Annotated in this window: 20 protein-coding genes; 15 read left to right on the top strand and 5 right to left on the bottom strand. The window is 71.2% G+C overall.

Annotated features, from left to right (window positions below; all coding sequences use genetic code 11):
• Window positions 1–179: 179 nt before the first annotated feature.
• Window positions 180–1,577, bottom strand: a complete 1,398-nt coding sequence (locus tag ACZ7DE_RS02630) for an FAD-dependent monooxygenase (protein ID WP_470757958.1) — start codon at window positions 1,575–1,577, stop codon at window positions 180–182.
• 99 nt (window positions 1,578–1,676) lie between these two features.
• Between ACZ7DE_RS02630 and ACZ7DE_RS02625 the strand changes: the two genes are divergently transcribed.
• Entirely contained in the window at window positions 1,677–2,327 is a 651-nt protein-coding gene (locus tag ACZ7DE_RS02625; protein ID WP_470757140.1) for a TetR/AcrR family transcriptional regulator C-terminal domain-containing protein, read from the top strand.
• Here the strand turns inward: ACZ7DE_RS02625 and ACZ7DE_RS02620 are convergent.
• From ACZ7DE_RS02620 to ACZ7DE_RS02610, 3 genes are all read right to left on the bottom strand, one after another.
• Window positions 2,312–3,436, bottom strand: a complete 1,125-nt coding sequence (locus ACZ7DE_RS02620; protein ID WP_470757138.1) for an acyltransferase family protein — start codon at window positions 3,434–3,436, stop codon at window positions 2,312–2,314. The genes ACZ7DE_RS02625 and ACZ7DE_RS02620 overlap by 16 nt on opposite strands.
• A 270-nt stretch (window positions 3,437–3,706) precedes the next feature.
• Window positions 3,707–5,074 carry an alpha-2,8-polysialyltransferase family protein gene (locus ACZ7DE_RS02615; protein ID WP_470757136.1) on the bottom strand — a complete coding sequence of 456 codons (1,368 nt, stop codon included), beginning with the start codon at window positions 5,072–5,074 and terminating at the stop codon, window positions 3,707–3,709.
• Entirely contained in the window at window positions 5,074–6,060 is a 987-nt protein-coding gene (locus ACZ7DE_RS02610; RefSeq protein WP_470757134.1) for a glycosyltransferase family 2 protein, read from the bottom strand. Before ACZ7DE_RS02610 ends, ACZ7DE_RS02615 begins: the two co-directional genes overlap by 1 nt.
• Window positions 6,061–6,258: 198 nt before the next feature.
• On the opposite strand from ACZ7DE_RS02610, the gene ACZ7DE_RS02605 reads away from it, so the two are divergent.
• The 14 genes from ACZ7DE_RS02605 (at window position 6,259) to ACZ7DE_RS02540 (ending at window position 22,451) form a co-directional block, all read left to right on the top strand.
• A complete protein-coding gene (locus tag ACZ7DE_RS02605; protein WP_470757132.1) occupies window positions 6,259–7,584 on the top strand; it encodes a DUF6716 putative glycosyltransferase in 1,326 nt (441 codons plus the stop codon).
• A gap of 56 nt (window positions 7,585–7,640) precedes the next feature.
• Window positions 7,641–8,858 carry a cytidylyltransferase domain-containing protein gene (locus ACZ7DE_RS02600; RefSeq protein WP_470757130.1) on the top strand — a complete coding sequence of 406 codons (1,218 nt, stop codon included), beginning with the start codon at window positions 7,641–7,643 and terminating at the stop codon, window positions 8,856–8,858.
• Between the two features lie 13 nt (window positions 8,859–8,871).
• A complete protein-coding gene (locus ACZ7DE_RS02595; protein WP_470757128.1) occupies window positions 8,872–9,834 on the top strand; it encodes an N-acetylneuraminate synthase family protein in 963 nt (320 codons plus the stop codon).
• A 58-nt stretch (window positions 9,835–9,892) separates the two neighbouring features.
• Window positions 9,893–10,984 (top strand): hypothetical protein, encoded by a 1,092-nt coding sequence (locus ACZ7DE_RS02590; RefSeq protein ID WP_470757126.1) that lies wholly within the window; start codon window positions 9,893–9,895, stop codon window positions 10,982–10,984.
• Window positions 10,985–11,322: 338 nt separating this feature from the next.
• Window positions 11,323–12,555 carry an amidohydrolase gene (locus ACZ7DE_RS02585; protein ID WP_470757956.1) on the top strand — a complete coding sequence of 411 codons (1,233 nt, stop codon included), beginning with the start codon at window positions 11,323–11,325 and terminating at the stop codon, window positions 12,553–12,555.
• Window positions 12,556–12,944: 389 nt separating this feature from the next.
• Window positions 12,945–13,976 (top strand): BMP family lipoprotein, encoded by a 1,032-nt coding sequence (locus ACZ7DE_RS02580; RefSeq protein ID WP_470757124.1) that lies wholly within the window; start codon window positions 12,945–12,947, stop codon window positions 13,974–13,976.
• A 242-nt stretch (window positions 13,977–14,218) separates the two neighbouring features.
• Complete coding sequence (locus ACZ7DE_RS02575; RefSeq protein WP_470757122.1) at window positions 14,219–15,271, top strand: BMP family lipoprotein; 1,053 nt, start codon at window positions 14,219–14,221, stop codon at window positions 15,269–15,271.
• Between the two features lie 257 nt (window positions 15,272–15,528).
• Window positions 15,529–17,217, top strand: coding sequence for an ABC transporter ATP-binding protein (locus ACZ7DE_RS02570; RefSeq protein ID WP_470757954.1), 1,689 nt, complete (start codon window positions 15,529–15,531; stop codon window positions 17,215–17,217).
• Window positions 17,214–18,335, top strand: a complete 1,122-nt coding sequence (locus tag ACZ7DE_RS02565; RefSeq protein ID WP_470757120.1) for an ABC transporter permease — start codon at window positions 17,214–17,216, stop codon at window positions 18,333–18,335. The genes ACZ7DE_RS02570 and ACZ7DE_RS02565 overlap by 4 nt, the downstream gene beginning before the upstream one ends.
• Window positions 18,335–19,594 carry an ABC transporter permease gene (locus tag ACZ7DE_RS02560; RefSeq protein ID WP_470757118.1) on the top strand — a complete coding sequence of 420 codons (1,260 nt, stop codon included), beginning with the start codon at window positions 18,335–18,337 and terminating at the stop codon, window positions 19,592–19,594. Before ACZ7DE_RS02565 ends, ACZ7DE_RS02560 begins: the two co-directional genes overlap by 1 nt.
• Window positions 19,591–19,989 carry a cytidine deaminase gene (locus ACZ7DE_RS02555; RefSeq protein WP_470757115.1) on the top strand — a complete coding sequence of 133 codons (399 nt, stop codon included), beginning with the start codon at window positions 19,591–19,593 and terminating at the stop codon, window positions 19,987–19,989. The genes ACZ7DE_RS02560 and ACZ7DE_RS02555 overlap by 4 nt, the downstream gene beginning before the upstream one ends.
• Before the next feature lie 92 nt (window positions 19,990–20,081).
• Window positions 20,082–21,365, top strand: a complete 1,284-nt coding sequence (locus ACZ7DE_RS02550) for a thymidine phosphorylase (RefSeq protein WP_470757114.1) — start codon at window positions 20,082–20,084, stop codon at window positions 21,363–21,365.
• A gap of 96 nt (window positions 21,366–21,461) precedes the next feature.
• Window positions 21,462–22,046: a Uma2 family endonuclease gene (locus tag ACZ7DE_RS02545; protein ID WP_470757112.1), complete on the top strand. Its 585-nt coding sequence runs from the start codon at window positions 21,462–21,464 to the stop codon at window positions 22,044–22,046.
• A gap of 18 nt (window positions 22,047–22,064) precedes the next feature.
• Window positions 22,065–22,451: an STAS domain-containing protein gene (locus tag ACZ7DE_RS02540; protein ID WP_470757110.1), complete on the top strand. Its 387-nt coding sequence runs from the start codon at window positions 22,065–22,067 to the stop codon at window positions 22,449–22,451.
• On the opposite strand, the gene ACZ7DE_RS02535 is transcribed toward ACZ7DE_RS02540, so the two are convergent.
• Window positions 22,335–23,351, bottom strand: a complete 1,017-nt coding sequence (locus ACZ7DE_RS02535) for a sigma-70 family RNA polymerase sigma factor (RefSeq protein ID WP_470757108.1) — start codon at window positions 23,349–23,351, stop codon at window positions 22,335–22,337. The two genes, ACZ7DE_RS02540 and ACZ7DE_RS02535, sit on opposite strands and share 117 nt — an antisense overlap.
• Between the last annotated feature and the right edge of the window lie 79 nt (window positions 23,352–23,430).

The following is a 23,430-nucleotide window of genomic DNA, read 5'->3' as shown; positions in this document are numbered from 1 at the left end:
CGCCCGGACCCGCACCCGCGCCCGGACCCGCGCCCGGACCCGCACCCGCGCCCGCGCCCGGACCCGCGCCCGCGCCCGGACCCGCACCCGCGCCCGGACCCGGGCCTCGCACCCCCGGACCCGCGCTCCGCACCCCCGGACCCGCACCCGGTGGACGGCAGACGACCCGCCTGCGTCCGCTACGAGCGCGGCCGGACCGTCCCGCTCCCCGTCCCCGTCCCCGAGTCCGCCGACCGGTCGAGCCCGACGCGTGCGCGGTAGGCCGCGAGTCCGTCCTCGTCCTCCGTCTCGCCCGCCCAGCCCACGTAGCCGTCCGGGCGGACCAGGAACACGCCGTCGTCCAGCGCGAGCAGCGTCCAGTCCGGACCCCTGAGCCGGTCGAAGAGGCGGACGCCGTCCACCGTCAGGTCGGGGACGCGGTCGCCGGCGCGCAGGGAGCCCGGGGCCGGCCTCGTCTCCTCGCTCAGTGACGACTGCCGGTAGTGCAGGCCCAGCTGCCGCGTCCCCGCGCCCCGGCGCGCCTCCTCCCGGTGGATCGCCGTCGACAGGCCGAGGACGTGCGCGGCGACCGGCCGCCGCTCCTCCTCGTAGGTGTCGAGCAGAGCCTTCGGCGCGCGCCCGCCCAGCACCGCGGCCAGCTTCCAGCCCAGGTTGTACGCGTCCTGGACGCTGGTGTTCAGGCCCTGTCCGCCGGCCGGGGAGTGGACGTGGGCCGCGTCCCCGGCGAGGAACACGCGGCCCTCGCGGAAGCGGTCCGCCAGAGCGGCGCGGGGGCGGAAGTCGGAGGACCAGAGGACCTCGGTGACGTCCTCGGGCGCGAGGTGGGTGCGCTCGGCGACCGCCCTGCGGACGCCGGCCGGGGACAGGTCGACGGCCGTGCCCTCCGGGAACTGGGCGACCAGCTGGAAGTCCTGCGTGCCGGCCAGCGGGCAGATCGCCGCGAACCCCGGGCCCTGCGCGCCCGGCGGGAAGACGTGCCACCGCTCCCGGTCGAGACCGGCGACGCGCACGTCCGCCACCAGCAGCGGGTCCGGGTCGACCGTCTCGCCCTTCATCGCGATGCCGAGCGCCCGGCGCACGGTCGAGCGGCCCCCGTCGGCGGCGACCGCGTAACGGGCGCGGACCTCCTCGCCGGAGGTGAGGCGCGCCGTGACGCCGTCCTCGTCCTGCCCGATGCGGGCGACCTCACGGCCGAAGGCGATCCTCCCGCCGAGCTCCTCCAGCCGCGCCCGCAGGATCTGCTGGTTGCGCCACTGAGGGACCATCCAGGGGCCCGTGAACCGGGAGCCCTCCTCGCCGTCCTCGGCCGGGTCGAACATCCGGTGCTCCCCGACCTGCCTGCCGTCCCTCCAGATCACGCCCACCGGGTACGGCCCACCGGCGGCGAGGATCTCGTCGAGGACGCCGAGATCGTCGTAGACCTCCAGCGTGCGCGGCTGCAGGCCCTTGCCGCGGGAGCCGGGGGCGAGGGTCTCGCCCCGCTCCACCACCAGCGCGTCCACACCGCGCCGGGCCAGGTCGATGCCGAGGGCGAGGCCCGTGGGACCGGCGCCGACGATCAGCACGTCCACGTCCACATTCATGTTCACGTTCCGGTCCATACTCATGCGAAACCCCTTAACGCTGTTAAGTCCCGTTGCCGCGAGCATGGCCTTAACGGCGTTAAACTGTCAAGTGTGAGCACCGAACGACGCGCGCCCCTGGACCGCGAGCGGGTCGCGGACACCGCCCTGAGGCTTCTGAACGAGGTGGGCCTGGAGGGTCTGACGCTGCGGGCCATCGCCCGTGAGCTGGACGTCAAGGCGCCCGCCCTGTACTGGCACTTCAAGGACAAGCAGGCCCTGCTCGACGAGATGGCGACCGAGATGTACCGGCGGATGGTCGCCGGGATCGCCCTCCATCCCGACGACACCTGGCAGGAGCGGCTGCGCAAGTCCAACCGGGGCCTGCGCGAGGCGCTGCGCGGCTACCGCGACGGCGCGAAGGTCTTCAGCGGATCACGCTTCACGGGCATCGAGCACGCCGAGCAGATGGAGGAGACCCTGCGCCTGTTCACGGCCGCCGGCTTCACCCTCGCCCAGGCGGTCCGCGCGACCTCGACGACGTACCTCTACACCCTCGGCTTCGTCACCGAGGAACAGGGCGTCGTGCCGCTCCCCGACGAGCGGCGCGACGGATACGACGTCGGCGAACGCGCCCGGCTGATGAGGGACTTCCCGCTGGCGGCGCAGGCGGGTGCGGAGATCTTCGCCGACTACGACCGGCACTTCGAGGAGGGCCTGGAGGTCGTCGTCGCCGGCATCGCCGCTCGTTACGGCGTGCGGTAGGCCCGCAGGAGCGCGCCCCGCAGCCGGGGCGCCAGCGGCTTCTCGACGAAGCGGTTCAGCAACCGTGCCAGCAGCAGCATCGAGACGACGGTCAGGGCGAGCGTCGCCGCCGACGGCAGGTGCAGGCCGCGGTGCGCACAGCGGATCACCACCCAGCCGAGATGCTCGTGCACCAGGTAGAACGGGTACGTCAGCGCCCCCGCCACGGTCAGCCCGCGCCAGTTCGCCCACTGCAGCCGCCCCAGCGCGATCGCCGCGACCGACGCGAACCCGAGGGCGACCACGAGGACGATGCCGGCCGTCGTGCGGTGGGCGAAGGCGTTCGGGTCCGAGGCGTTCCACAGCGCGCGCACCGCGTAGTGCTGGCCGATCAGGAAGCCGGCCGCGACGATCCCCCAGGCGCAGGCGTCCCGCCGGTCGCGGTGGACGAGGTGGAGGCCGACCCCGCCGACGAAGAACGGCGCGTACTCGGGCATCAGGACGAGGTCGAGCAGCGGCTCGTGCGCGGCCTGCGCGATCGCGGCGGCCAACGTCCAGCCCGCGCAGAACATGACGACCCGCCGACGGCTCGCGCCCGGCAGGACGACGCACACCGCGAACAGGGCGTAGAAGCGGATCTCCGCCCACAGCGTCCAGCACACGCCGAGCACCCGGTCCGCGCCCAGCGGCTGCTGAAGCAGCGTCAGGTTGACCAGCGCGTCGCTCGGGGAGACGGCCTCGTAGACCACCGGGGGCAGCGCGAAGACCGCCGTCACCATCAGGACGGCCGCCCAGTAGGCGGGCATCAGCCGGGACACCCGGGAGGCGACGAACGACTGCAGGGGCCGGCCCCAGCCGCTCATGCAGATCACGAACCCGCTGATCACGAAGAAGACCTGGACGCCGAGGCAGCCGTACGCGGCGAACGAGTGCAGCGTGGGGAACTGCAGCTTCGGCGAGGTCCCCCAGGCGCGGGAGACGTCGCCGTCACGGCCTGCGTAGTGGTACACCGCCACCATCAGCGCGGCGACCAGCCGCAGCCCGTCCAGCGCCCGGAGTCTGCCGTCCGGCCGGGCCGGCGCCGGGACGGCGGGTCGTGCCTCGGACGTGCTCACGACCGTCGCGGTCATGCCGGTACCCCTTCGTGTCATCCGGGCTCGGTGAAGGCCTGTGTGACGGCGTTCCGTTCGCTCCGGGAAATCGGCGCCGCCCGGCGTCACGTCCGTCCACCGTGAAGAGATCGCGAGCCGGAGGACCGGAACACGAAGACGCCCATCGACGCACCGGTCCACTCCGGATGTCCGGGGCAGCGGACCGTTCTTCGTTCGTGAATGAAATACGACCGCCTGCCCGGAGTGCGGAACCCGGAAGGAACTCCCGGTGAACGTCCCGCGTCGATGTCATTTCCTTCGGCGGACCGCCCTGCGCAGTGCCCTCGCCCGCCGCACGACCCGGCGTGCCGTGGAATTGTGCGGCAGGAAGGACAACCGCTGCGGAATGCCGCCCGGCAGCCCGAGCGAGGTGAGCCGCCTGCGCTTGAAGTACCGCCTGGTGCGCGGACCGAGACCGGTGCGCAGGTACCGCTCGGCGACCGGGCGCAGACCGGGGTGGAGCTGAGGCTGCATCACGAAGCCGACCGCCCGGACCAGTTCGGTCAGCGTCTCCGGCTCGACGGGCCGCTCGCTCACCCGGTCCTCCAGGTCCGGCAGCAGCGCGTCGGCCAGCACGACGGGCACGCGGTTGCTGTTCTGGTACGGGTCGAGCCGGTCCAGCAGCGACTCGGTGCCCACGCGGGCGACGGGCAGGCCGTAGAGGGACGACGCCGTGAACAGGGCGGTGGAGAAGCAGCCGACGACCAGCGCGGGCCGCGCCCGGTCGAACAGCACCTCGGCCAGCACGGGCGTCTGCAGGACCGTCAGCGCGACGCCGAGCCGCTCCGCCTCCGCCTCCAGGGCGCGGCTGTAGCGGGCCGGGGCGGTCGGATGCGGTTTGAAGACGACCGTGCGGTGACCGCGGGCGACCGCCCCGCGCAGCATGCGCACATGCAGGTCCTCCTCCTCCGCCGGGGTGAGGATCTCCAGCGCCGAGAGGTACTGGCCGAGCAGCAGCGCGCAGTCGTCGGGCAGCGGCTGCTCCGGCACACAGCCGGCGACCTGCTCCAGCACCTTCAGGAACGCGGCCGCGGGCACGGTCTGCGCGGGCACCTCGAACTCGGTGAGCAGCAGCGGCGTCAGACCCGGCACCAGGTCCAGGTGGAGCAGCCGGCGCACGCGGGTGCCGATCAGCGGGTCGAGCTTGTTGCGGGTGGGCCCGTAGCTCATCAGCCCGTCGGCGTAGACCTCGACGGGCGCCCCGGGGAACAGCTGGGCGACGGCCTGGGCCGGATTGACCTGGATCGACTCCAGCACGATCGCCACCCGGTCGTCGCCCAGGCCCCACAGCAGCCGCAGGTACCGCTCGAGGAGGGGCACGTCGTCGGGGCGTGGCGACCAGGTGCTCGGATGGAAGGGGCGGATGGCCTCGTTCCAGGAGAGCACCTCGTCGAAGCGGTCCCGCAGGGGCTCGAACCCGGGCATCTCGTCCAGCGCCGGAGCGGTCTCCGGGGTCGTCGCGTTGTTGCACACCAGCAGCAGCCGGCGGTCCGCGGGCGCGAACGCGTCCGCGTCGAGGGCGGCGGCGAGGGTGGCGGCGCCGTAGAGGGTGGAGGCGCAGAAGATCTGGGTCGTGCGGGCCGTCGTGAGCGGCGTGGTGCGGACCGTGGGGAGCATCAGGCGGCCGCCTTCGCGGAGGTGGTCTGCCGGCGCAGTCGCCGGAGCTTGGCGGAACGGCGCAGGTCCATGCGGTCGAGGACGTCCGTGAGGAGTTCCTGGGGCATGCGCTTCATGGCGGCGGCGCTCATCGTGCGCAGCTGGCCGGCGACGGCGGGCTCGAACTTGTCGACGTCCGCCAGGTGGTGGGCGATGATCGCGCAGTACGTGCGCACCGCCTTGGGCAGCAGCCGGTCGGCGTCCCGGTCCCGCGCGGTCTCCTCGACCACCTGGTCGAAGGCGCGGATGAAGTCCAGCTGCCGGACGTCGCCGATCTGGGTCAGGGAGGAGGTGACCCCGCGGCGGTAGAAGACGCCGTGCAGGTTCACCACGGCGAAGGACTCCGCCTCCCGGTGCAGCTTCCAGATCCACGGCCGGTCCTCGGCGGTGCGCAGTCCGTCGGTGAAGTGCAGCAGACCGCGCTCGAGGAGGCGGCGGTGGTAGACGCCGGCCCAGGCGTAGGGGTAGTCGACCGACGTGGAGCGGTCCGCGGGCAGGATCGCCCGGCGCGGGTCGAGGACCTCCCCGCGCAGCCCGTGCGGGTGCCGGACCACCGTGCGGTCGCGGCCGGTGGCCTGGACGTGGTCCGTACGCACGAAGTCGCAGCCCAACTCCTCGATCGAGGACACCAGTTCGCCCAGGTACCCGCGGGCGAGCCAGTCGTCGCCGTCCAGGAACGTCAGGTACTCGCCCCGGGCCGCGTCGAGACCGGTGTTGCGCGCGGTGGCGAGACCGCCGTTCTCCGCATGGCGGACATGGCGGACCTGGGCGACTTTCGAAAGATCGCCGATCGCCCGTTCGAGAATGTCCGGGGTTTCGTCCCCCGAATGATCGTCCACCAGAACGAATTCGAATTCCTGACTGGCGTTCATATGAAGACTTCTGAGGGTGTCAGGGGCGTAATGGCGGACGTTGTAGAACGGCACGATCACAGAGAGCTTTGGCACCCGCCAAAGGCTAGGAGAGGCGCCGGCGGTGGAACTTTCCGCTGAGGGGACAAGGAGTGAACTGAATGTGTCGGATTTGTGCCCCCCGTGTTCCCGAAGGCGTTTATCGGGCCGGTTCGGATTTCGGTGGCGCGTTGTTAACTTCTTGTTGAGTGGGGGTTGGGCAAAGCCCGTGTTTTGCTTTCTAGCGTCTTGGGCGTGCCAGCAAGTACTGCCAACCCGCCACGGATCGCCGTACTCGCGGACTCCGACACCCGATGGAAATGGGGTGCGCTGACCGCGACGCGGATCGCGCCCCCGGCCCACCTCCTCGACGGATTCCTGCTGCGCGGCCGCGCCACCCCGACGCCCCGCCAGCTGGCCGAGGTCGGCGTGCGCGCCGACTCACTGCGCGAGGTCACGGCCGTCGAGTTCCTGCGCGCCCAGGCGCGGACGCCGTACGACGTCCTGGTCCTCGCGCTGGTCGGCGGCAGCGTCCAGGCCGTCCTGCACGGCCTGAAGCGGGCCCGCCAGGACGACCGGGACCGCCCCGTCGTCGTCACCGGCTATGTCGGCGTCGTCTACGAGAAGCTCGCCGACGGCCTGCTGCTGCGGCACGGCGCCGACCTCGTCCTCGCCAACTCCCGTCAGGACGCGGAACGCTTCCGCGCCGTGTACGAGGGGGTCGGCGCCGACGCCTCGGCGGTGACCGAAGTGGCCCTGCCGTTCCTGGGGGGCGCCCCGTACACCGGCGAACACGACCCCTGCACCGTCGTCTTCGCCGCGCAGCCCTCCGTGCCCGAGAGCCGCGCGGACCGTGCGTACCTGCTGAACCGGCTGGTGCGGCACGCGCGTCTGCACCCCGAGCGCGAGGTGCTGCTGAAGCTGCGCTCCAAGCCGGGTGAACACACCACCCATATCGAGGAGTTGCCCTACCAGAAGCTGGCGCAGCGTCTCGACCTGCCGCCCAACCTCCGCCTGGTGTACGGGAACATGGGCGAGGTCCTCGACCGCGCCGACCTCGTGGTCACGGTCAGCTCGACGGCAGCCCTGGAATCCCTGCACCGCCGGATCCCCACCGCGGTCCTCACCGACCTCGGGGTGCGCGAGTCGCTCGGCAACCACCACTTCGTCGGCTCCGGCTGCCTCGCCTCCTGGGACCGGCTCGACGCCGGACACCGCCCGGCCCCCGACGAGGGGTGGCTGGCCCGTCAGGGCGTCGCCGCCCCGGACCCCCACTCCGGCGGCGGCTCCTACGCCACCGCCTTCGACACGGCCCGCGCACGCATCGCCGAGATGCTCGACCGGCCCGGCGGCCTGCCCCCGCTCACCCCCTACTACACGCCCGCCACCGCGCCCGGCTATCTGCCCGGCATCCTCGCGCGCCACCACCTCGGCCCCGACGGCAGCCCGCTGCCCGGCGCGCCGGCCGCCGACAAGGGCCCCGGCCCGGTCCGCCGGACCGTCCGCCGGGCGGCTCGCGGCGCCTACCGGCACGGCGTCCAGCGCGTGGCGCCGGTGATCCGCCGGATGGGAGAGCTGTGAGCTCCCCGGCCGCGTCCCTCACGGCCTCCCCCACGACCTCCCCAGGAGAAGTGCGCATGTCCGACTCATCAGCCGGGGCGCGCCGCGTGCTCGCGGTGATCCCCGCTCGCGGCGGCTCCAAGGGCGTGCCCGCGAAGAACCTCGCCCCGGTGGGCGGCGTGCCCCTGGTCGCCCGCGCGGTGCGCGCGTGCCGGGCGGCCCGGCTCGTCACCGACGTCGTCGTCTCCACCGACGACCGGGCCATCGCGGCCGCGGCCCGCGAGGCGGGCGCGGAGGTGGTGATCCGCCCGGCCGCCATCGCCGGCGACACCGCCACCTCGGAGGCGGCGGTCCTGCACGCCCTCGACGCTCACGAAACCCTGCACGGCTCCCCGGCCGACGTCGTCCTGCTCGTGCAGTGCACCAGCCCGTTCCTCGTGGGCGAGGACGTCGACGGGGTCGCCGCCGCCGTCGTCGAACAGGGCGCGGACACGGCCGTCACGGTCGCCCCCTTCCACGGCTTCGTCTGGCGTGACGCCGAGGACGCCGGCGAGGGCGGTCACGGCCTCAACCACGACAGGGCCCACCGCCCGCGCCGGCAGGACCGCCCCCAGGACTTCCTGGAGACCGGCGCCGCCTACGCGATGGACGCGGCCGGATTCCGCGAGCACCGCCACCGCTTCTTCGGCCGCACCGAGCTCGTGCCGACCGACCCCGCCCGCGTGCTGGAGATCGACGACCCGCACGACCTGGCCCGGGCCCGCGCCCTCGCCCCGCTCCTCGACGCGGACCTCCCCGGCGCCCTGCCCACCGCCGACGACGTCGACGCCGTCGTCCTCGACTTCGACGGCACCCAGACCGACGACCGGGTGCTGATCGACTCCGACGGGCGCGAGTTCGTCTCCGTCCACCGCGGCGACGGCCTCGGCATCGCCGCCCTGCGCAGATCAGGACTGCGGATGCTGATCCTGTCCACCGAGCGCAACCCCGTCGTCGCCGCCCGAGCCCGCAAGCTCCGGGTCCCCGTCCTGCACGGCATCGACCGCAAGGACCTCGCGCTCAAACAGTGGTGCGAGGAACAGGGCATCGCGCCGGAGCGCGTGCTCTACGTCGGCAACGACGTCAACGACCTCCCCTGCTTCGCCCTCGTCGGCTGGCCGGTGGCGGTCGCGAGCGCCCACGACGTCGTACGCGGCGCGGCCCGCGCGGTCACCGCCCTGCCCGGCGGCGACGGCGCGATCCGGGAGATCGCCGGCTGGATCCTCGGACCCTCCCTCGACACCCTCACCCAGTAAGGAACGTTCCACCATGAGCACCAGCGACAACGTCACCACCCGCATCAACTCCCGCCTGCGCATGCTCGGCTCGCGCCCCGTCGGCCCCGGCCACCCCGTCTACGTCACCGGCGAGATCGGCATCAACCACAACGGCGACCTCGACAACGCGTTCCGGCTGATCGACGCGGCCGCCGAAGCCGGCTGCGACGCCGTCAAGTTCCAGAAGCGCACGCCCGAGATCTGCACCCCGCGCGACCAGTGGGACATCGAGCGCGACACGCCCTGGGGCCGGATGACGTACATCGACTACCGCCACCGCGTCGAGTTCGGCGAGGACGAGTACCGCCGCATCGACGCGTACTGCAAGGAGAAGGACATCGCCTGGTTCGCGTCCCCGTGGGACACCGAGGCGGTCGCCTTCCTGGAGAAGTTCGACGTGCCCGCGCACAAGGTGGCGTCCGCGTCCCTGACCGACGACGAGCTGCTGCGCGCCCTGCGCGGCACCGGCCGGACGATCATCCTGTCCACCGGCATGTCGACCCCGAGGCAGATCCGCCACGCCGTCGAGGTGCTCGGCTCGGACAACATCCTCCTGTGCCACGCCACCTCGACCTACCCGGCCAAGGCCGAGGAGCTCAACCTCCGCGTGATCAACACGCTGGAGCGGGAGTACCCCAACGTCCCGATCGGCTACTCCGGCCACGAGACGGGCCTGCAGACCTCCCTCGCCGCCGTCGCCCTCGGCGCGGTCTTCGTCGAACGCCACATCACCCTGGACCGCGCGATGTGGGGCTCCGACCAGGCGGCCTCCGTGGAGCCGGGCGGCCTCGCCCGTCTCGTTCGCGACATCCGCACCATCGAGGCGTCCCTCGGCGACGGCGTCAAGAAGGTCTACGACTCCGAGCTGGGCCCGATGAAGAAGCTGCGCCGCGTGCCGGGCGCCGTCGCGGAGGCGGAGATCGCGGCGGCGGCGGGCGAGCCGGTCGCGGTCTGACCCGAGTACGTCCGACCCGAGCACACCCGCGAGCGCCCCACGGAACGGTCGTCTGACGATGAGTCCTCGCGCCGGGAAGAACACCGGCCCCACCCCCCACACCCTCGCCTTCGTCGAGAGCCCGGTGCAGCTCCTGAACGTCCTGGAGTGGGCGCACGCCCAGCGGCCCCACCACGGACCGGATCCCGGCGCGGGGATCACCCTCGTCGTCCTGTCCCCGACCGACCCGATGACCCGCGGCCAGCTGCGCCGCATGGCCGAGCTGGCCCGCGGGGAAGGGCACACGGTCCGCTGGGAGGAGGCCCGCGGCGGCGCCACGGCCCCCTTCCGCACGATCGGCGGGCTCACCGGGCTGCTGCGCCGCGCGGAGCGAATGGTGATGGGCGACCCGTTCTCCCGTTACGTCCAGCTGCTGCTGACCATCACCAGGGCGAGCGAACTCGTCGTGGTGGACGACGGCACGGCGACGATGGAGTTCGTGGGCCAACTGGCCCGCGGCGAACGCCTCGTGCGCTGGCACCGCAGCGGCGCCCGGACCGGCCCCCGCGACCTGCTCTTCGCGCCCGTCTCCGCCGCGGCCCGCCGCCGCCTCACCCCGGGCGCGGACCACGGCGTCGAGGTCTTCTCCTCCATGCCGATACCGGACGCCCCGGACGGCGTCGCCCTCACCGTCAACCTCTTCGCCTGGACCCGGGACCGCTTCGGCCCGCCACGCGTGACCAAGGGCGCGGACATGGTGGGCACCTCGCTGGTGGAGACGGGCGTGGTGGACGCCGACCGCTACCTGGAGGCCGTCCGGACGCTGGCCGGCACCCACGGCGTCACCCGCTACTTCGCCCACCGCCGCGAGAGCGCGGCGAAACTCCACCGGCTGGCGGTCGAGACGGGACTGGAGGTGGTGCGCCCCGACCTCCCCCTGGAGCTGATCGCCCGCAGGGGCCCCATCGGCCGGACCGTCCTCAGCTTCCCGTCCACGGTGGTCCACACGCTGCCCCTGGCGCTGTCCGGGACGGACGTCCGCGTCACGGTCTGCGACATCGACCCGGCCTGGCTGACGGAACACGCCTCCCCGCGCGCCCAGGGCTTCCTGTCCGGGGTGACGGGAACGGCCCGGAACGTGCACGGGCTGGGGGCCGTGACCACGGTCTGATCCCCGCTTCCCCGAGCGCTGCCCCGACGGCCCGACCGGCCGCCGGGGCTTTCTCACTCCCGAAGTCGCTCTGCGTGGCGGAACCGCGTCACAGGGGTGATGATTCCGGGATCGATCCCGCAACGTGGACAAGCACGGCGTGCCATGAGCGGTCCGTGGTATCCGTGAGAGGAAGGAAGAAGTGTGGGTGCCGACCCGGAATCGGCGGAGTTTACCCACCCCCCACAGCAGCCATGCGCCGCGCGGCCGACTTTTCTTCGCCTGACGGGTTGAAGTTTTGTTGATCGTAGGTCGGTCGACCGCTCCGGCGTCCTACCCTTCAGAGGGTGAAGCAACTGATGTCCCGAGAGTCCGAGGCCGATCCTTCAGGGGAAGACACCCTCCCCGGCGTCCTGCCGGAGGCACTGCGCGCAGAACTCGTGGCCTTCCGCCGCGACCTGCACATGCACCCTGAACTCGGCAACCAGGAGTTCCGTACGACGGCCGCGATCAAGGCCCGCCTGGAGAAGGCGGGGCTCGAACCACGCGTACTCGCCGTCGGGACCGGCCTCATCTGCGACATCGGGACGGTGGACGCGAGTGCCGACGGCGTTCCCGTCCTCGCCATGCGCGCCGACATCGACGCGCTGCCCATCCCGGACACCAAGACCGAGTGCGCCTACCGCTCCACGGTCCCCGACCGCGCGCACGCCTGCGGTCACGACGTGCACACCACCGTCGTCCTCGGCGCCGGACTCGTCCTGGCCGAGCTGCACCGCCAGGGCAGGCTCCCGCGCCCCGTGCGGCTGATCTTCCAGCCCGCGGAGGAGGTGCTGCCCGGCGGCGCCGCCGACGCCATCGCGGACGGCGCGCTGGACGGCGTCGACCGGATCATCGCCGTCCACTGCGACCCCCGCGTCGACGCGGGCCGGATCGGTCTGCGCGAGGGCGCCATCACCTCGGCCTGCGACCGGCTGGAGATCGCGCTGGACGGCCCCGGCGGCCACACCGCCCGCCCGCACCTGACCACCGACCTGGTCACGGCGGTCGCCCGGGTGGTCACGGACGTGCCCGCGCTGGTCGGCCGGCGGGTCGACACCCGGGCCGGACTGGCGGTCACCTGGGGCCGGATCGAGAGCGGCCACGCGCCCAACGTGATCCCGCAGCACGCCGAGCTGTCCGGAACGGTCCGCTGCCTGGACATCGACGCCTGGCGGCAGGCCCCGGACATCGTCGTCGCGGCGATCGACGAGGTCGCCAACCTGCACCGCGCCAAGTCCGAGATCAACTACGTGCGCGGCGTCCCCCCGGTCGTCAACGACCCCGACGTCGCCGCACTGCTGCGGGACGCCATGATCGCCCGGCGCGGTGAGACGGCCGTGGAGGGCACCGAGCAGAGCCTCGGCGGCGAGGACTTCTCCTGGTACCTGGAGCGGGTGCCCGGCGCGATGGCCCGCCTCGGCGTCCGCCCGCCCGGCGAGCGCACCGTGCGCGATCTGCACCAGGGCGACTTCGACGCGGACGAGTCGGCGATCACCGCCGGCGTGGAGCTCTTCACGGCGGCCGCACTGATGGACGCGGCCCAGAGGTAGGCCGACAGCGGGGGAACGGCCCTGTGGGGGCCGTTCCGCCGTTCGGCGCGTCAGCGTGCCGGGACGCGCCGGCGATCACCGCCGGCACGGAACGGGAGAGGCGCCCGAACAGTGCCTGTTCATCCCCTTGGGTGATCCACCCGTAACCGGCGGGACGCGCTTGTAACCCGGCGTCGGCACGAATCGGTAACGGCCGGGAGAAACCCCGTTCCCCTCGCCTTCTACGCGCGTTACTGTGCGCCGAAATCGCCACCGGGAACGGCTTGTTGGGGGAGCCTTCGCGGAGGGCTCCACCATGGGGAATGCGGGCCGGTCACGGCGCCGTGGGGATCGAAGGGGTGCTTGCTGTGCGTCTGAATTCTCGGAGGACCAGACTCTCCCGAGCTGCGGTGACCGTCGCGGTCGTCGCCCTCGCCGCCGCCGGCTGCGGCAAGTCCAGCACCGACTCCGGCAAGTCCGGTGAGACGGAGTCCGGCAAGTACTCGGGCAAGGGCATCGGCCTCGCCTACGACATCGGCGGCAAGGGCGACCAGTCCTTCAACGACGCCGCCTACGCCGGTTTCCAGAAGGCCGAGAAGGAGTTCAAGATCGGCGGCCAGGACATCGAGCCGCAGGACGGCGAGTCCGACGCGGACAAGGTGCAGCGGCTGACCCAGCTCGCCCAGGCCGGCTACAACCCGGTGATCGGCGTCGGCTTCGTCTACGCGCCGGCCGTCAAGGAGGTCGCGGCCAAGTTCCCGAAGACCACCTTCGGGATCATCGACGACGAGCAGGTGCAGGCCAAGAACGTCGCCGACCTGGTGTTCCACGAGGAGCAGGCCTCCTACCTGGCCGGCGTCGCCGCGGCCAAGGCCTCCAAGAAGGCGCACATCGGCTTCATCGGCGGCGTGGACATCCCGCTGATCCACAAGTTCCAGGCCGGCTACGTCCAGGGCGCCAAGTCGGTCAACCCGAAGATCAAGATCGAGTCGCAGTACCTGACCGAGACCGCTCAGGAAGGCGGCTTCTCCAGCCCCGACAAGGGCAAGGACGCGGCCAGCGGCCAGATCGAGGCCGGCGCCGACGTCATCTACCACGCGGCCGGCCTCTCCGGACAGGGCGTGATCACCGAGGCCGCGGCCAAGAAGGTGTGGGCCATCGGCGTCGACTCCGACCAGTACAGCCAGAGCGCGCTGGCCGCCTACAAGGACTACATCCTCGGCTCGGCGCTGAAGAACGTCGGCGGCGCGGTCTACGACCTCGTGAAGTCCGTCGTCGACGGCAAGCCGCTGTCCGGCGTGGTCCGCGGCAGCCTCTCCAACGACGGCGTCGGATTCGCCGACACCAACCCGAAGTACAAGGCCATGACCGACGTCGTCGAGGCGGTCGACAAGGCGAAGAAGGCCATCATCGACGGCACGGTCGAGGTCAACACGAAGTAACGACCGGAAACCGTTCCGGAAGGATCCGTTCCCTCCTCGGCTGCGCCCTTACGGGCGTCGTTGCAGCCCATGCGCCCCTTGCCTCCCGCGAGGGGCGTACTGCTGTCCGTAACCTTGACTGCATCTGTGGCCACAGCTCGGTAACGGACCGGACAGAAGGGTTTTTCCGTCAGGTCTACGCGCGTTACGCTGCGGCGGAACCAGCGCCTGGTTTGGGCGCTTGCACAAAGGAGTCAAGTTCCATGCGCCGGGTGTCCCGAATCGCGGCTGCGGGTGTTGCCACCGCAGCTCTCGCCGTGACCGTTTCCGCTTGTGGAAGCTCGTCCACGTCGTCCTCCTCCTCCAACAGCAGCGACAAGAACCTGGGCCTCGCGCTCGCGTACGACGTCGGCGGCAAGGGCGACCAGTCCTTCAACGACGCCGCCACCGCCGGCCTGGACAAGGCCGACAAGGAGTTCGGCTACAAGTCCACCGCCGTCGAGCCGCAGGACGGCGAGTCGGACGCGGACAAGGTGCAGCGCCTGGAGAGCCTCGCCAAGCAGGGCTACAACCCGGTGATCGGCGTCGGCTTCGCCTACGCGCCGGCCGTCAAGGAGGTCGCGGCCAAGTACCCGAAGACCACCTTCGGCATCGTCGACGACGAGCAGATCAAGGCCGACAACGTCGCCGACCTCGTCTTCCACGAGGAGCAGGCGTCCTACCTGGCCGGCGTCGCCGCCGCCAAGGCCACCAAGACCAACACCGTCGGGTTCGTCGGTGGTGTGGACGTTCCGCTGATCCACAAGTTCGAGGCCGGCTTCAAGCAGGGCGTCCAGGACACCAAGAAGGGCGTCACGGTCAAGTCGCAGTACCTGACCGAGACCGCCGCCGAGGGTGGCTTCTCCAGCCCCGACAAGGGCGAGAGCGCCGCCGAGGGCCAGATCGACGCCGGTGCGGACGTCGTCTACGCCGCCGCCGGTCTGTCCGGCCAGGGTGTCATCAAGGCCGCCAACGCCCACAAGGTCTGGGCCATCGGCGTCGACTCCGACCAGTACAAGCAGGACGCGCTGAAGGCGTACAAGGCCTCGATCCTCACCTCGGCCATGAAGAACGTCGAGGGCGCGGTCTACACGCTGGCCAAGTCCGTGCACGACGGCAAGCCGGCCACCGGCGTCGTCCGCGGCAGCCTCGAGAACGGCGGCGTGAGCGTGTCGAACTCGAACCCGACCTTCGCGGACAACGCCGACATCCAGGCCGCGATCAAGAAGGCCGAAGAGGGCATCAAGAACGGCTCCATCACGGTGAAGACCTCCTGACCCCACGGTGCCGAAGCGGTCAGAACACTTGGCCGCGGAACCGCTGCAATGACAGCGTTACGGCCACGGAACGGGGCGCGGAGAGAATGTCTCCTCGCGCCCCGTTCGCGCGGCAGAATGCTCGGAACGGATCGAGCCTGATTGAGATCGCCCGCAGTGCGGCTTTCAAGATCGTTAAAGGTCGATTCGATCCGGGCACTATTTAAAGCAGGGGCGCTACGCGCGTAGAGCGGCCCCTTTCCCAAGGAGAGTGCGCCATCGACGCGTCCAGCAGCCCTCCGCTCACCGCACAGTCGACGATCGCGGTTGAGCTGGCGGGGATCACCAAGCGCTTCCCCGGTGTCGTCGCCAACCACGACATCCACCTCGCCGTCCGCAAAGGCACCGTGCACGCCCTGGTCGGCGAGAACGGCGCCGGCAAGTCGACGCTGATGAAGATCCTCTACGGCATGCAGAAGCCGGACGAGGGCACCATCGCGATCGACGGCGAACAGGTGAGCTTCTCCAGCCCCGCCGACGCCATCGCGCGCGGCATCGGCATGGTCCACCAGCACTTCATGCTGGCCGACAACCTGACCGTGCTGGAGAACGTGGTGCTGGGCAGCGAGAAGCTGTACGGCATCGGTGGCAACGCCCGTAAGAAGATCAAGGAGATCTCCGACCGCTACGGGCTCGGTGTGCGCCCCGACGCCCTGGTCGAGGACCTCGGTGTCGCCGACCGCCAGCGCGTGGAGATCCTCAAGGTCCTCTTCCGCGGCGCCAAGACCCTCATCCTCGACGAGCCGACCGCCGTCCTCGTCCCGCAGGAGGTCGACGCGCTCTTCGACAACCTGCGCGAGCTGAAGTCCGAGGGCCTGTCCGTCATCTTCATCTCCCACAAGCTGGGCGAGGTGCTCTCCGTCGCGGACGAGATCACGGTCATCCGGCGGGGCACGACCGTCGGCACGGCCGTGCCGCGCGAGACGACCCCCCGCCAGCTCGCCGAGATGATGGTCGGCAGCGAACTGCCCACCCCGGAGACCGCCGAGTCCACGGTCACCGACAAGCCCGTCATCCAGGTCGCGAACCTCACCGTGTACGCCACCGGCGGCGCCTCCCTGGGCGTCGAGGCGGAGCCCACGGCCGGCGGCGTCAGCGGCATGATCTCACCCGAGGTCGCTCTCGGCGGCGAGGTCAAGAAGGCCCTCGACGACGTCAGCTTCACCATCCACGCCGGCGAGGTCATGGGCATCGCGGGCGTCGAGGGCAACGGCCAGACCGAGCTGATCGACGCCCTGATCGGCACCAAGAACGCCGACTCCGGGACCATCGCCTTCCTCGGCGAGGACATCACCCCCTGGAGCACCCGCAAGCGGCGTGAGTCCGGCGTCGGCTACATCCCCGAGGACCGGCACCGCCAGGGCCTGCTCCTGGAGGCCCCCCTCTGGGAGAACCGCATCCTCGGACATGTCACCGAGGCCCCCAACGCCAAGGGCTTCTGGCTGAACCCCAAGGGAGCCCAGGCCGACACCCGCAGGATCGTCGAGGAGTTCGACGTCCGCACCCCCGGCATCGACGTCACCGCCGCCTCCCTCTCCGGCGGCAACCAGCAGAAGCTGATCGTCGGCCGCGAGATGAGCCACAACCCGAAGTTCCTGATCGCCGCCCACCCCACCCGCGGTGTGGACGTCGGCGCGCAGGCCCAGATCTGGGACCGCATCCGCGAGGCCCGCCGCGAGGGCCTGGCCGTGCTGCTGATCTCCGCCGACCTCGACGAGCTCATCGGCCTGTCGGACACCCTGCGCGTGATCTACAACGGCAGGCTGGTCGCGGACGCCGACCCCGCCGCCGTCACCCCGGAGGAGCTCGGCTCCGCCATGACCGGCGCCGCGACCGGTCACCTGGAACACGCGGACGACGCGGAAACCACCGAGAAAGCTGCCGGTCCGGAGGACGAGGCCCGATGAAGAAGTTCGACAGGGAGCGCGTGCTCCTCGCGGTGGCCGGCCCGGTCATCGCGCTCGTCGCGGCGATCCTGCTGACCTCGGTCGTGCTGATCGCCTCGGGCAAGAGCCCGATCGAGCCCTACACGCTCATGCTGGAGCAGGCCGGCTACTCGGACATCCAGGTTCTGATCGTCAACCAGGCCTCGATGTACTACGTCGCCGCCCTCTCGGTCGCCATCGGCTTCCGGATGAACCTGTTCAACATCGGCGTCGACGGCCAGTACCGCCTCGCCGCCATGATGACCGCGGTGGTCGGCGCGAACATCGCCCTGCCGTCCGCCCTGCAGATTCCGCTGCTGCTCCTGGTCGGCGTCCTGACCGGCGCCTTCTGGGCCGGCATCGCGGGTGTCCTGAAGGTCACCCGGGGCGTCAGCGAGGTCGTCGCGACGATCATGCTGAACGCGATCGCCACCAGCGTGATCGGCTACCTCACCCTCGACAACATCTGGGGCGTGCAGGTCGGCAACAACAACACCACCGGCATCATGAAGGAGTCCGGCTGGGTGCCCGGCATCGACCTGGGCGCGGACGTCGGCGAGATCTACGGCCTGGTCTTCCTCGCCATCGCCCTCGGCATCGTCTACTGGGTCGTCCTCAACCGCACCCGCTTCGGCTTCGACCTGCGCGCCACCGGCGAGTCCGAGACGGCCGCCGCGGCCTCCGGCGTCGACGCCAAGAAGATGGTCCTCACCGCCATGCTGATCTCCGGCGGCATCGCGGGCCTGTCCGGTCTGCCCCTGCTGCTCGGTGACGCCCACACCTACAGCCTGAGCTTCCCCACCGGTCTCGGCTTCACCGGCATCACCATCGCCCTGCTCGGCCGCAACAACCCGGTCGGCATCGCCTTCGCCGCGCTGCTGATCGCCTTCCTCGACAAGGCCTCTCCCGCCCTCGACTACGCGACCCCGGTGGCGTACGAGAAGGAGATCGCCACGATCATGCAGGGCGTCATCGTCTTCGCCGTCGTCATCTCGTACGAGGCCGTGCGCCAGTGGGGTCTGCGCCGCCAGCAGCGGCGCGTCGGCGCCGAGCTCGCCGCGGCCGCCGCCCAGAACACCAAGAAGGAGGTGGCGGCCTGATGTCCACGACCACCGTTGCCAAGCCGCAGGCGAAGAAGCCCGGCAAGGGCCGCCGAATGTCGCTCCCGGTCCTCCTGCTGGTCATCGCGGGCGTCCTGGTGCTGGCCTCGATCGTCCGTCTCGTCACCGGCGCTGACGGCATCACCTCCACCGGCCAGATGTCCACGGCGCTGCGCCTCGCCGTCCCGATCGGCCTGGCCGGTCTGGGCGGTCTGTGGGCCGAGCGCGCGGGCGTCGTCAACATCGGCCTCGAAGGCATGATGATCCTCGGCACCTGGTTCGGCGCCTGGGCCGGCTACCAGTGGGGCCCGTGGACGGGCGTCGTCTTCGGCATCATCGGCGGCGCGCTCGGCGCCGTCCTGCACGCCATCGCGACCGTCACGTTCAACGTGAACCACATCGTCTCCGGTGTCGCGATCAACATCCTGGCCGTCGGCACCACCCGCTACCTGTCGAAGTTCACCTTCGAGGGCGCTCCGCAGGGCTCCGCCAAGCAGTCCCCGCCGATCGAATCGCTGGGCACCTTCGACATCCCTGGTCTGTCGAGCTGGCTGGACACGCTCAACGAGAAGCACTGGTTCCTGATCTCGGACATCGCCGGCCTGGTCGGTGGTCTGATCACCGACCTGTCGCCGCTGACCGTCGTCGCCGTCGCCCTCGTCCCGGCCACCTGGTGGGTGCTCTGGCGCACCGCGTTCGGCCTGCGGCTGCGGTCCTGCGGCGAGAACCCGATCGCCGCCGAGTCCCTCGGCGTCAACGTCTACAAGTACAAGTACATCGCCGTGATCATCTCGGGCGGCTTCGCCGGCCTCGGCGGCGCGTTCCTGTCGATCGTGGCGTCGAACGTGTACCTGGACGGCCAGACGGCCGGCCGCGGTTACATCGGCCTCGCCGCGATGATCTTCGGCAACTGGATGCCGGGCGGCCTCGCCCTCGGCGCGGGCCTGTTCGGCTACACCGACAGCCTCAACCTGCGCGGTGGCACGACCAACGTGCACGCGCTGATCCTGCTGCTGGCGATCCTGCTGGTGTTCGGCGCGGCCTACCTGGCGTGGAAGAAGAAGTACGTCCCCGCCGTCGTCACCGCGCTGGTCTCGGCGCTGATGTTCGTCTGGTACGTCGGCACGGACGAGGTCCCGCGCCAGGTCGTGACGGCCGCGCCGTACGTCGTCACCCTGCTGGTGCTCTCGCTGTCCGCACAGTCGCTGAGGATGCCCAAGGCCGACGGCATGCCGTACCGGAAGGGCCAGGGCAAGTGACTCCCCGGCCCGACATCGACTGGGACGCGCTGCGCGAGGTGGCTCGCGAGGCGATGTCCCACGCGTACGCCCCCTACTCGGGCTATCCGGTCGGGGTCGCGGCCCTGGTGGACGACGGCCGCACGGTCTCCGGCTGCAACGTCGAGAACGCCTCCTACGGGCTCGGCCTGTGCGCCGAGTGCGGGATGGTCTCGGAGCTGCAGCGGACCGGCGGCGGTCGCCTCACGCACTTCACCTGCGTGGACGGCCGGGGCGAGGTCCTCGTCCCGTGCGGCCGCTGCCGGCAGCTGCTGTACGAGTTCGGCGGCGCGGACCTTCTGCTGGAGACGCCGGCGGGAATCCTCCCCCTGGCGGACATGCTCCCGCAGGCCTTCGGCCCCGATCACCTCGTGTAACACCCGCGCGGCCCCTCTGACTGGCGCAGAGGGGCCGCGCGGTTTCCGAAACGTCTTTGCCGCACCACCGTTGCACCACCGGAAGGAAAGCCATGGCCATGGACGCCGTCACCGTCATCCGCACCAAGCGGGACCGCGGTGAGCTCAGCGACGAGCAGATCGACTGGGTCATCGACGCGTACACCCGCGGCGAGGTCGCCGACTACCAGATGGCCGCCCTCAACATGGCCATCCTGCTCAACGGCATGAACCGCCGCGAGATCGCCCGCTGGACGGCCGCGATGATCGCCTCCGGCGAGCGCATGGACTTCTCCGCCCTGTCCCGCCCGACGGCCGACAAGCACTCCACGGGCGGCGTCGGCGACAAGATCACGCTCCCGCTGGCCCCGCTGGTGGCCGCCTGCGGCGCGGCGGTCCCGCAGCTCTCGGGCCGAGGCCTCGGCCACACCGGCGGCACGCTGGACAAGCTGGAGTCCATCCCCGGCTGGCGGGCGCTGCTGTCGAACGAGGAGATGCTGTCGGTGCTGGACGGCACCGGCGCGGTGATCTGCGCGGCGGGCGACGGCCTCGCCCCGGCCGACAAGAAGCTGTACGCGCTGCGCGACGTGACCGGCACGGTGGAGGCGATCCCGCTGATCGCCTCGTCGATCATGTCGAAGAAGATCGCGGAGGGCACCGGGTCGCTGGTGCTGGACGTGAAGGTGGGCACGGGCGCCTTCATGAAGACGCTGGACGACGCCCGCGAGCTGGCGTCGACGATGGTGGGACTGGGCACGGACCACGGCGTGAAGACGGTCGCCCTGCTGACCGACATGTCCACCCCGCTCGGCCTGACCGCGGGCAACGCCCTGGAGGTCCGCGAGTCGGTCGAGGTCCTCGCCGGAGGCGGCCCGTCGGACGTCGTGGAACTGACGATCGCGCTCGCCCGCGAGATGCTCGACGCGGCCGGTGTGAAGGACGCCGACCCGGCGAAGGCGCTGGCCGACGGCTCGGCGATGGACGTCTGGCGCCGGATGATCGCGGCCCAGGGCGGCGACCCGGACGCCACGCTGCCCACGGCGAAGGAACAGCACGTGGTCAAGGCGGGCGCCTCGGGCGTCCTGACCCGCCTCGACGCCTACGACATCGGCATCGCCGCCTGGCGTCTGGGCGCCGGCCGGGCCCGCAAGGAGGACCCGGTGCAGGCGGGAGCGGGTGTCGAGCTCCACGCCAAGCCCGGCGACACGGTCACGGCGGGCCAGCCCCTCCTCACCCTGCACACCGACACCCCGGAGCGCTTCGAGTACGCGCTTCAGGCGGTCGAGGGCTCGTACGACATCGCCGCGCCGGGCACGGCGTTCACCGCCTCTCCGGTGGTACTGGAGCGCATCGCCTGACCTGCGCTTTTCCCTTTCGGGTGAACGGGATCGGTGGACCGCCACCGGTCCCGTTCGGCATGCTGGACTCGGTGACGCACCGACAAGGAGACCGCCATGAGCGCACTCACCGTGAGCCAGGACCCCGAGCAGAGCTGGGACGACCTCGTCCGGTTCTGGGAGGAGATGGACTGGCCCGAGGGCAGCAAGGTGGAGATCATCGAGGGGATCGTCACCGTGTCACCTGCTCCCGCGTACCGCCACAACGTGATCGCGGAACGTATTCAGCGTCGCCTCTACTCGGTCATCCCCGATGACTGGGGGATCTTCCAGACGCTGGCCATCGCCGTGCCGTCGCGTCTGGGCATGCTCATCCCCGACCTCGTCGTGACCCCTGTGCAGGAGCACACGGAGGCGGACAGCCACATCCCGGCCGCGCTGGCCGAGCTCGTCGTGGAGGTCACCTCCAAGTCCAACGCCCGGCACGACCGCGTCAGCAAACCCGCCGCCTACGCCTCGGCGGGCATCCCGCTCTACCTCCTCGTCGACCGCTGGGCCCCCGAAGGCCCCGTCGCGACGCTCTACGGAGAGCCGAAGGGTGACGTCTACCGTCCGCTGAGCACCGCGAAGTTCGGCGAGGCCCTCAAGCTTCCCGCGCCCTTCGACCTCGTCATCGACACCGGAGAGTTCCCCGCCGAGTAGGGGCCCGTCGCCCCGCCGATGAGTTGCGGGCTTCCGCGCGGTCTACCGATCGTGGAAGCGACGACACCGCCCGTGCTCACCCTGACCGGCCCTGTCACCCGCGAGCAGGCGGCAGGGCTGGGCGACGCCGTGCGGGCGCTGCTGGCCGGCGCCGGGACCGGGATCGTCGTCTGTGACGTCGCCGGGATCGGGCCGCCCGGGCTGGCCGCCGTCGATCTGCTGGCGCGGCTGCAGCTGGCCGCACGGCGGGCCGGGGGGCGGATAGGGCTGCGCGCTCCCGATCCCGCGCTACGCGCCCTGCTCCACCTCGTCGGGCTCCCCATCGAGGTGGAGGGGGAGGCCGAAGAGGGGGAACCAGCGCTGGGTGTCGAGGTAGAAGTGGAACCCGGTGAGGCGGCCCTCTGAGATCTCCAGGACCTGGATCGCCCAGGGGGTGTGACCGCCCTTCTCCGGATCCGGCTTGTACTGGGCGAACCCCGGCAGGCCGTTGACCTGGACCGGCACCAGCCGCGAGCCCTCGCACGCGGAGCCGAGCGTGGTCATGAAGCCGGTGATGTCGTCGTGGCCGGTCAGCCACAGGTCGAACGGCGGCATCGTCATGACGGCGTCCTCGTGCAGGAGGGCCGTCAGCGCCGTCATGTCGTAGCCCTCGAAGGCCGCCACATAGCGTGCGAGGAGTTTCTGCTGCTCCTCGTCCAGCGGGTCCGACACCGCCGCGTCCGCGCCGGAGGCCTCCCGCTCGGCGAGCGTCGCCCGAGCCCGCTGCAGCGCGCTGTTGACCGAGGCGACCGAGGTGTCGAGCAGCTCGGCGACCTCGCTCGCCCTCCACGCCAGCACCTCCCGCAGGATCAGCACCGCGCGCTGCTTCGGCGGGAGCTGCTGCAGCGCCGTCATGAACGCCAGCCGCACCGACTCCTTGGCGATCGCCGCCTCGGCCGGGTCCTGCACCGCCGGCAGTACACGGGCGTCGGGCATCGGCTCCAGCCAGGTGTTGTCGGGGCGGGGGGAGAGCGCGGCCCGGGCGAGGGGGGTGGCCTCGGAGAGGTCCATCGGACGGGCCCGCTTGTTGCCGGCCGTGAGCATGTCCAGGCAGACGTTCGTGGCGATCCGGTACAGCCAGGAGCGCAGGCTGGAGCGGCCCTCGAACTTGTCGTAGCTCCGCCAGGCGCGCACCAGGGTGTCCTGCACCGCGTCCTCCGCCTCGAAGGAGGAGCCGAGCATGCGATAGCAGTAGCCGGTCAGCTCGGTCCGGTGCTTCTCCAGTGCGACGTCGAGGTCTGTCGTCGTCGCCGTGCCGTTGCCCATCGTCCACCCACCCCTGTGGCCGTCCTGTCACGCGTCTTCGCGCCCAGCACTTCGGAAGCTACCGCAGCCCACTGACAAT

This window comes from Streptomyces sp. NPDC037083 (assembly GCF_055606485.1).
This window is presented reverse-complemented; position numbering and strand designations above follow the sequence as displayed.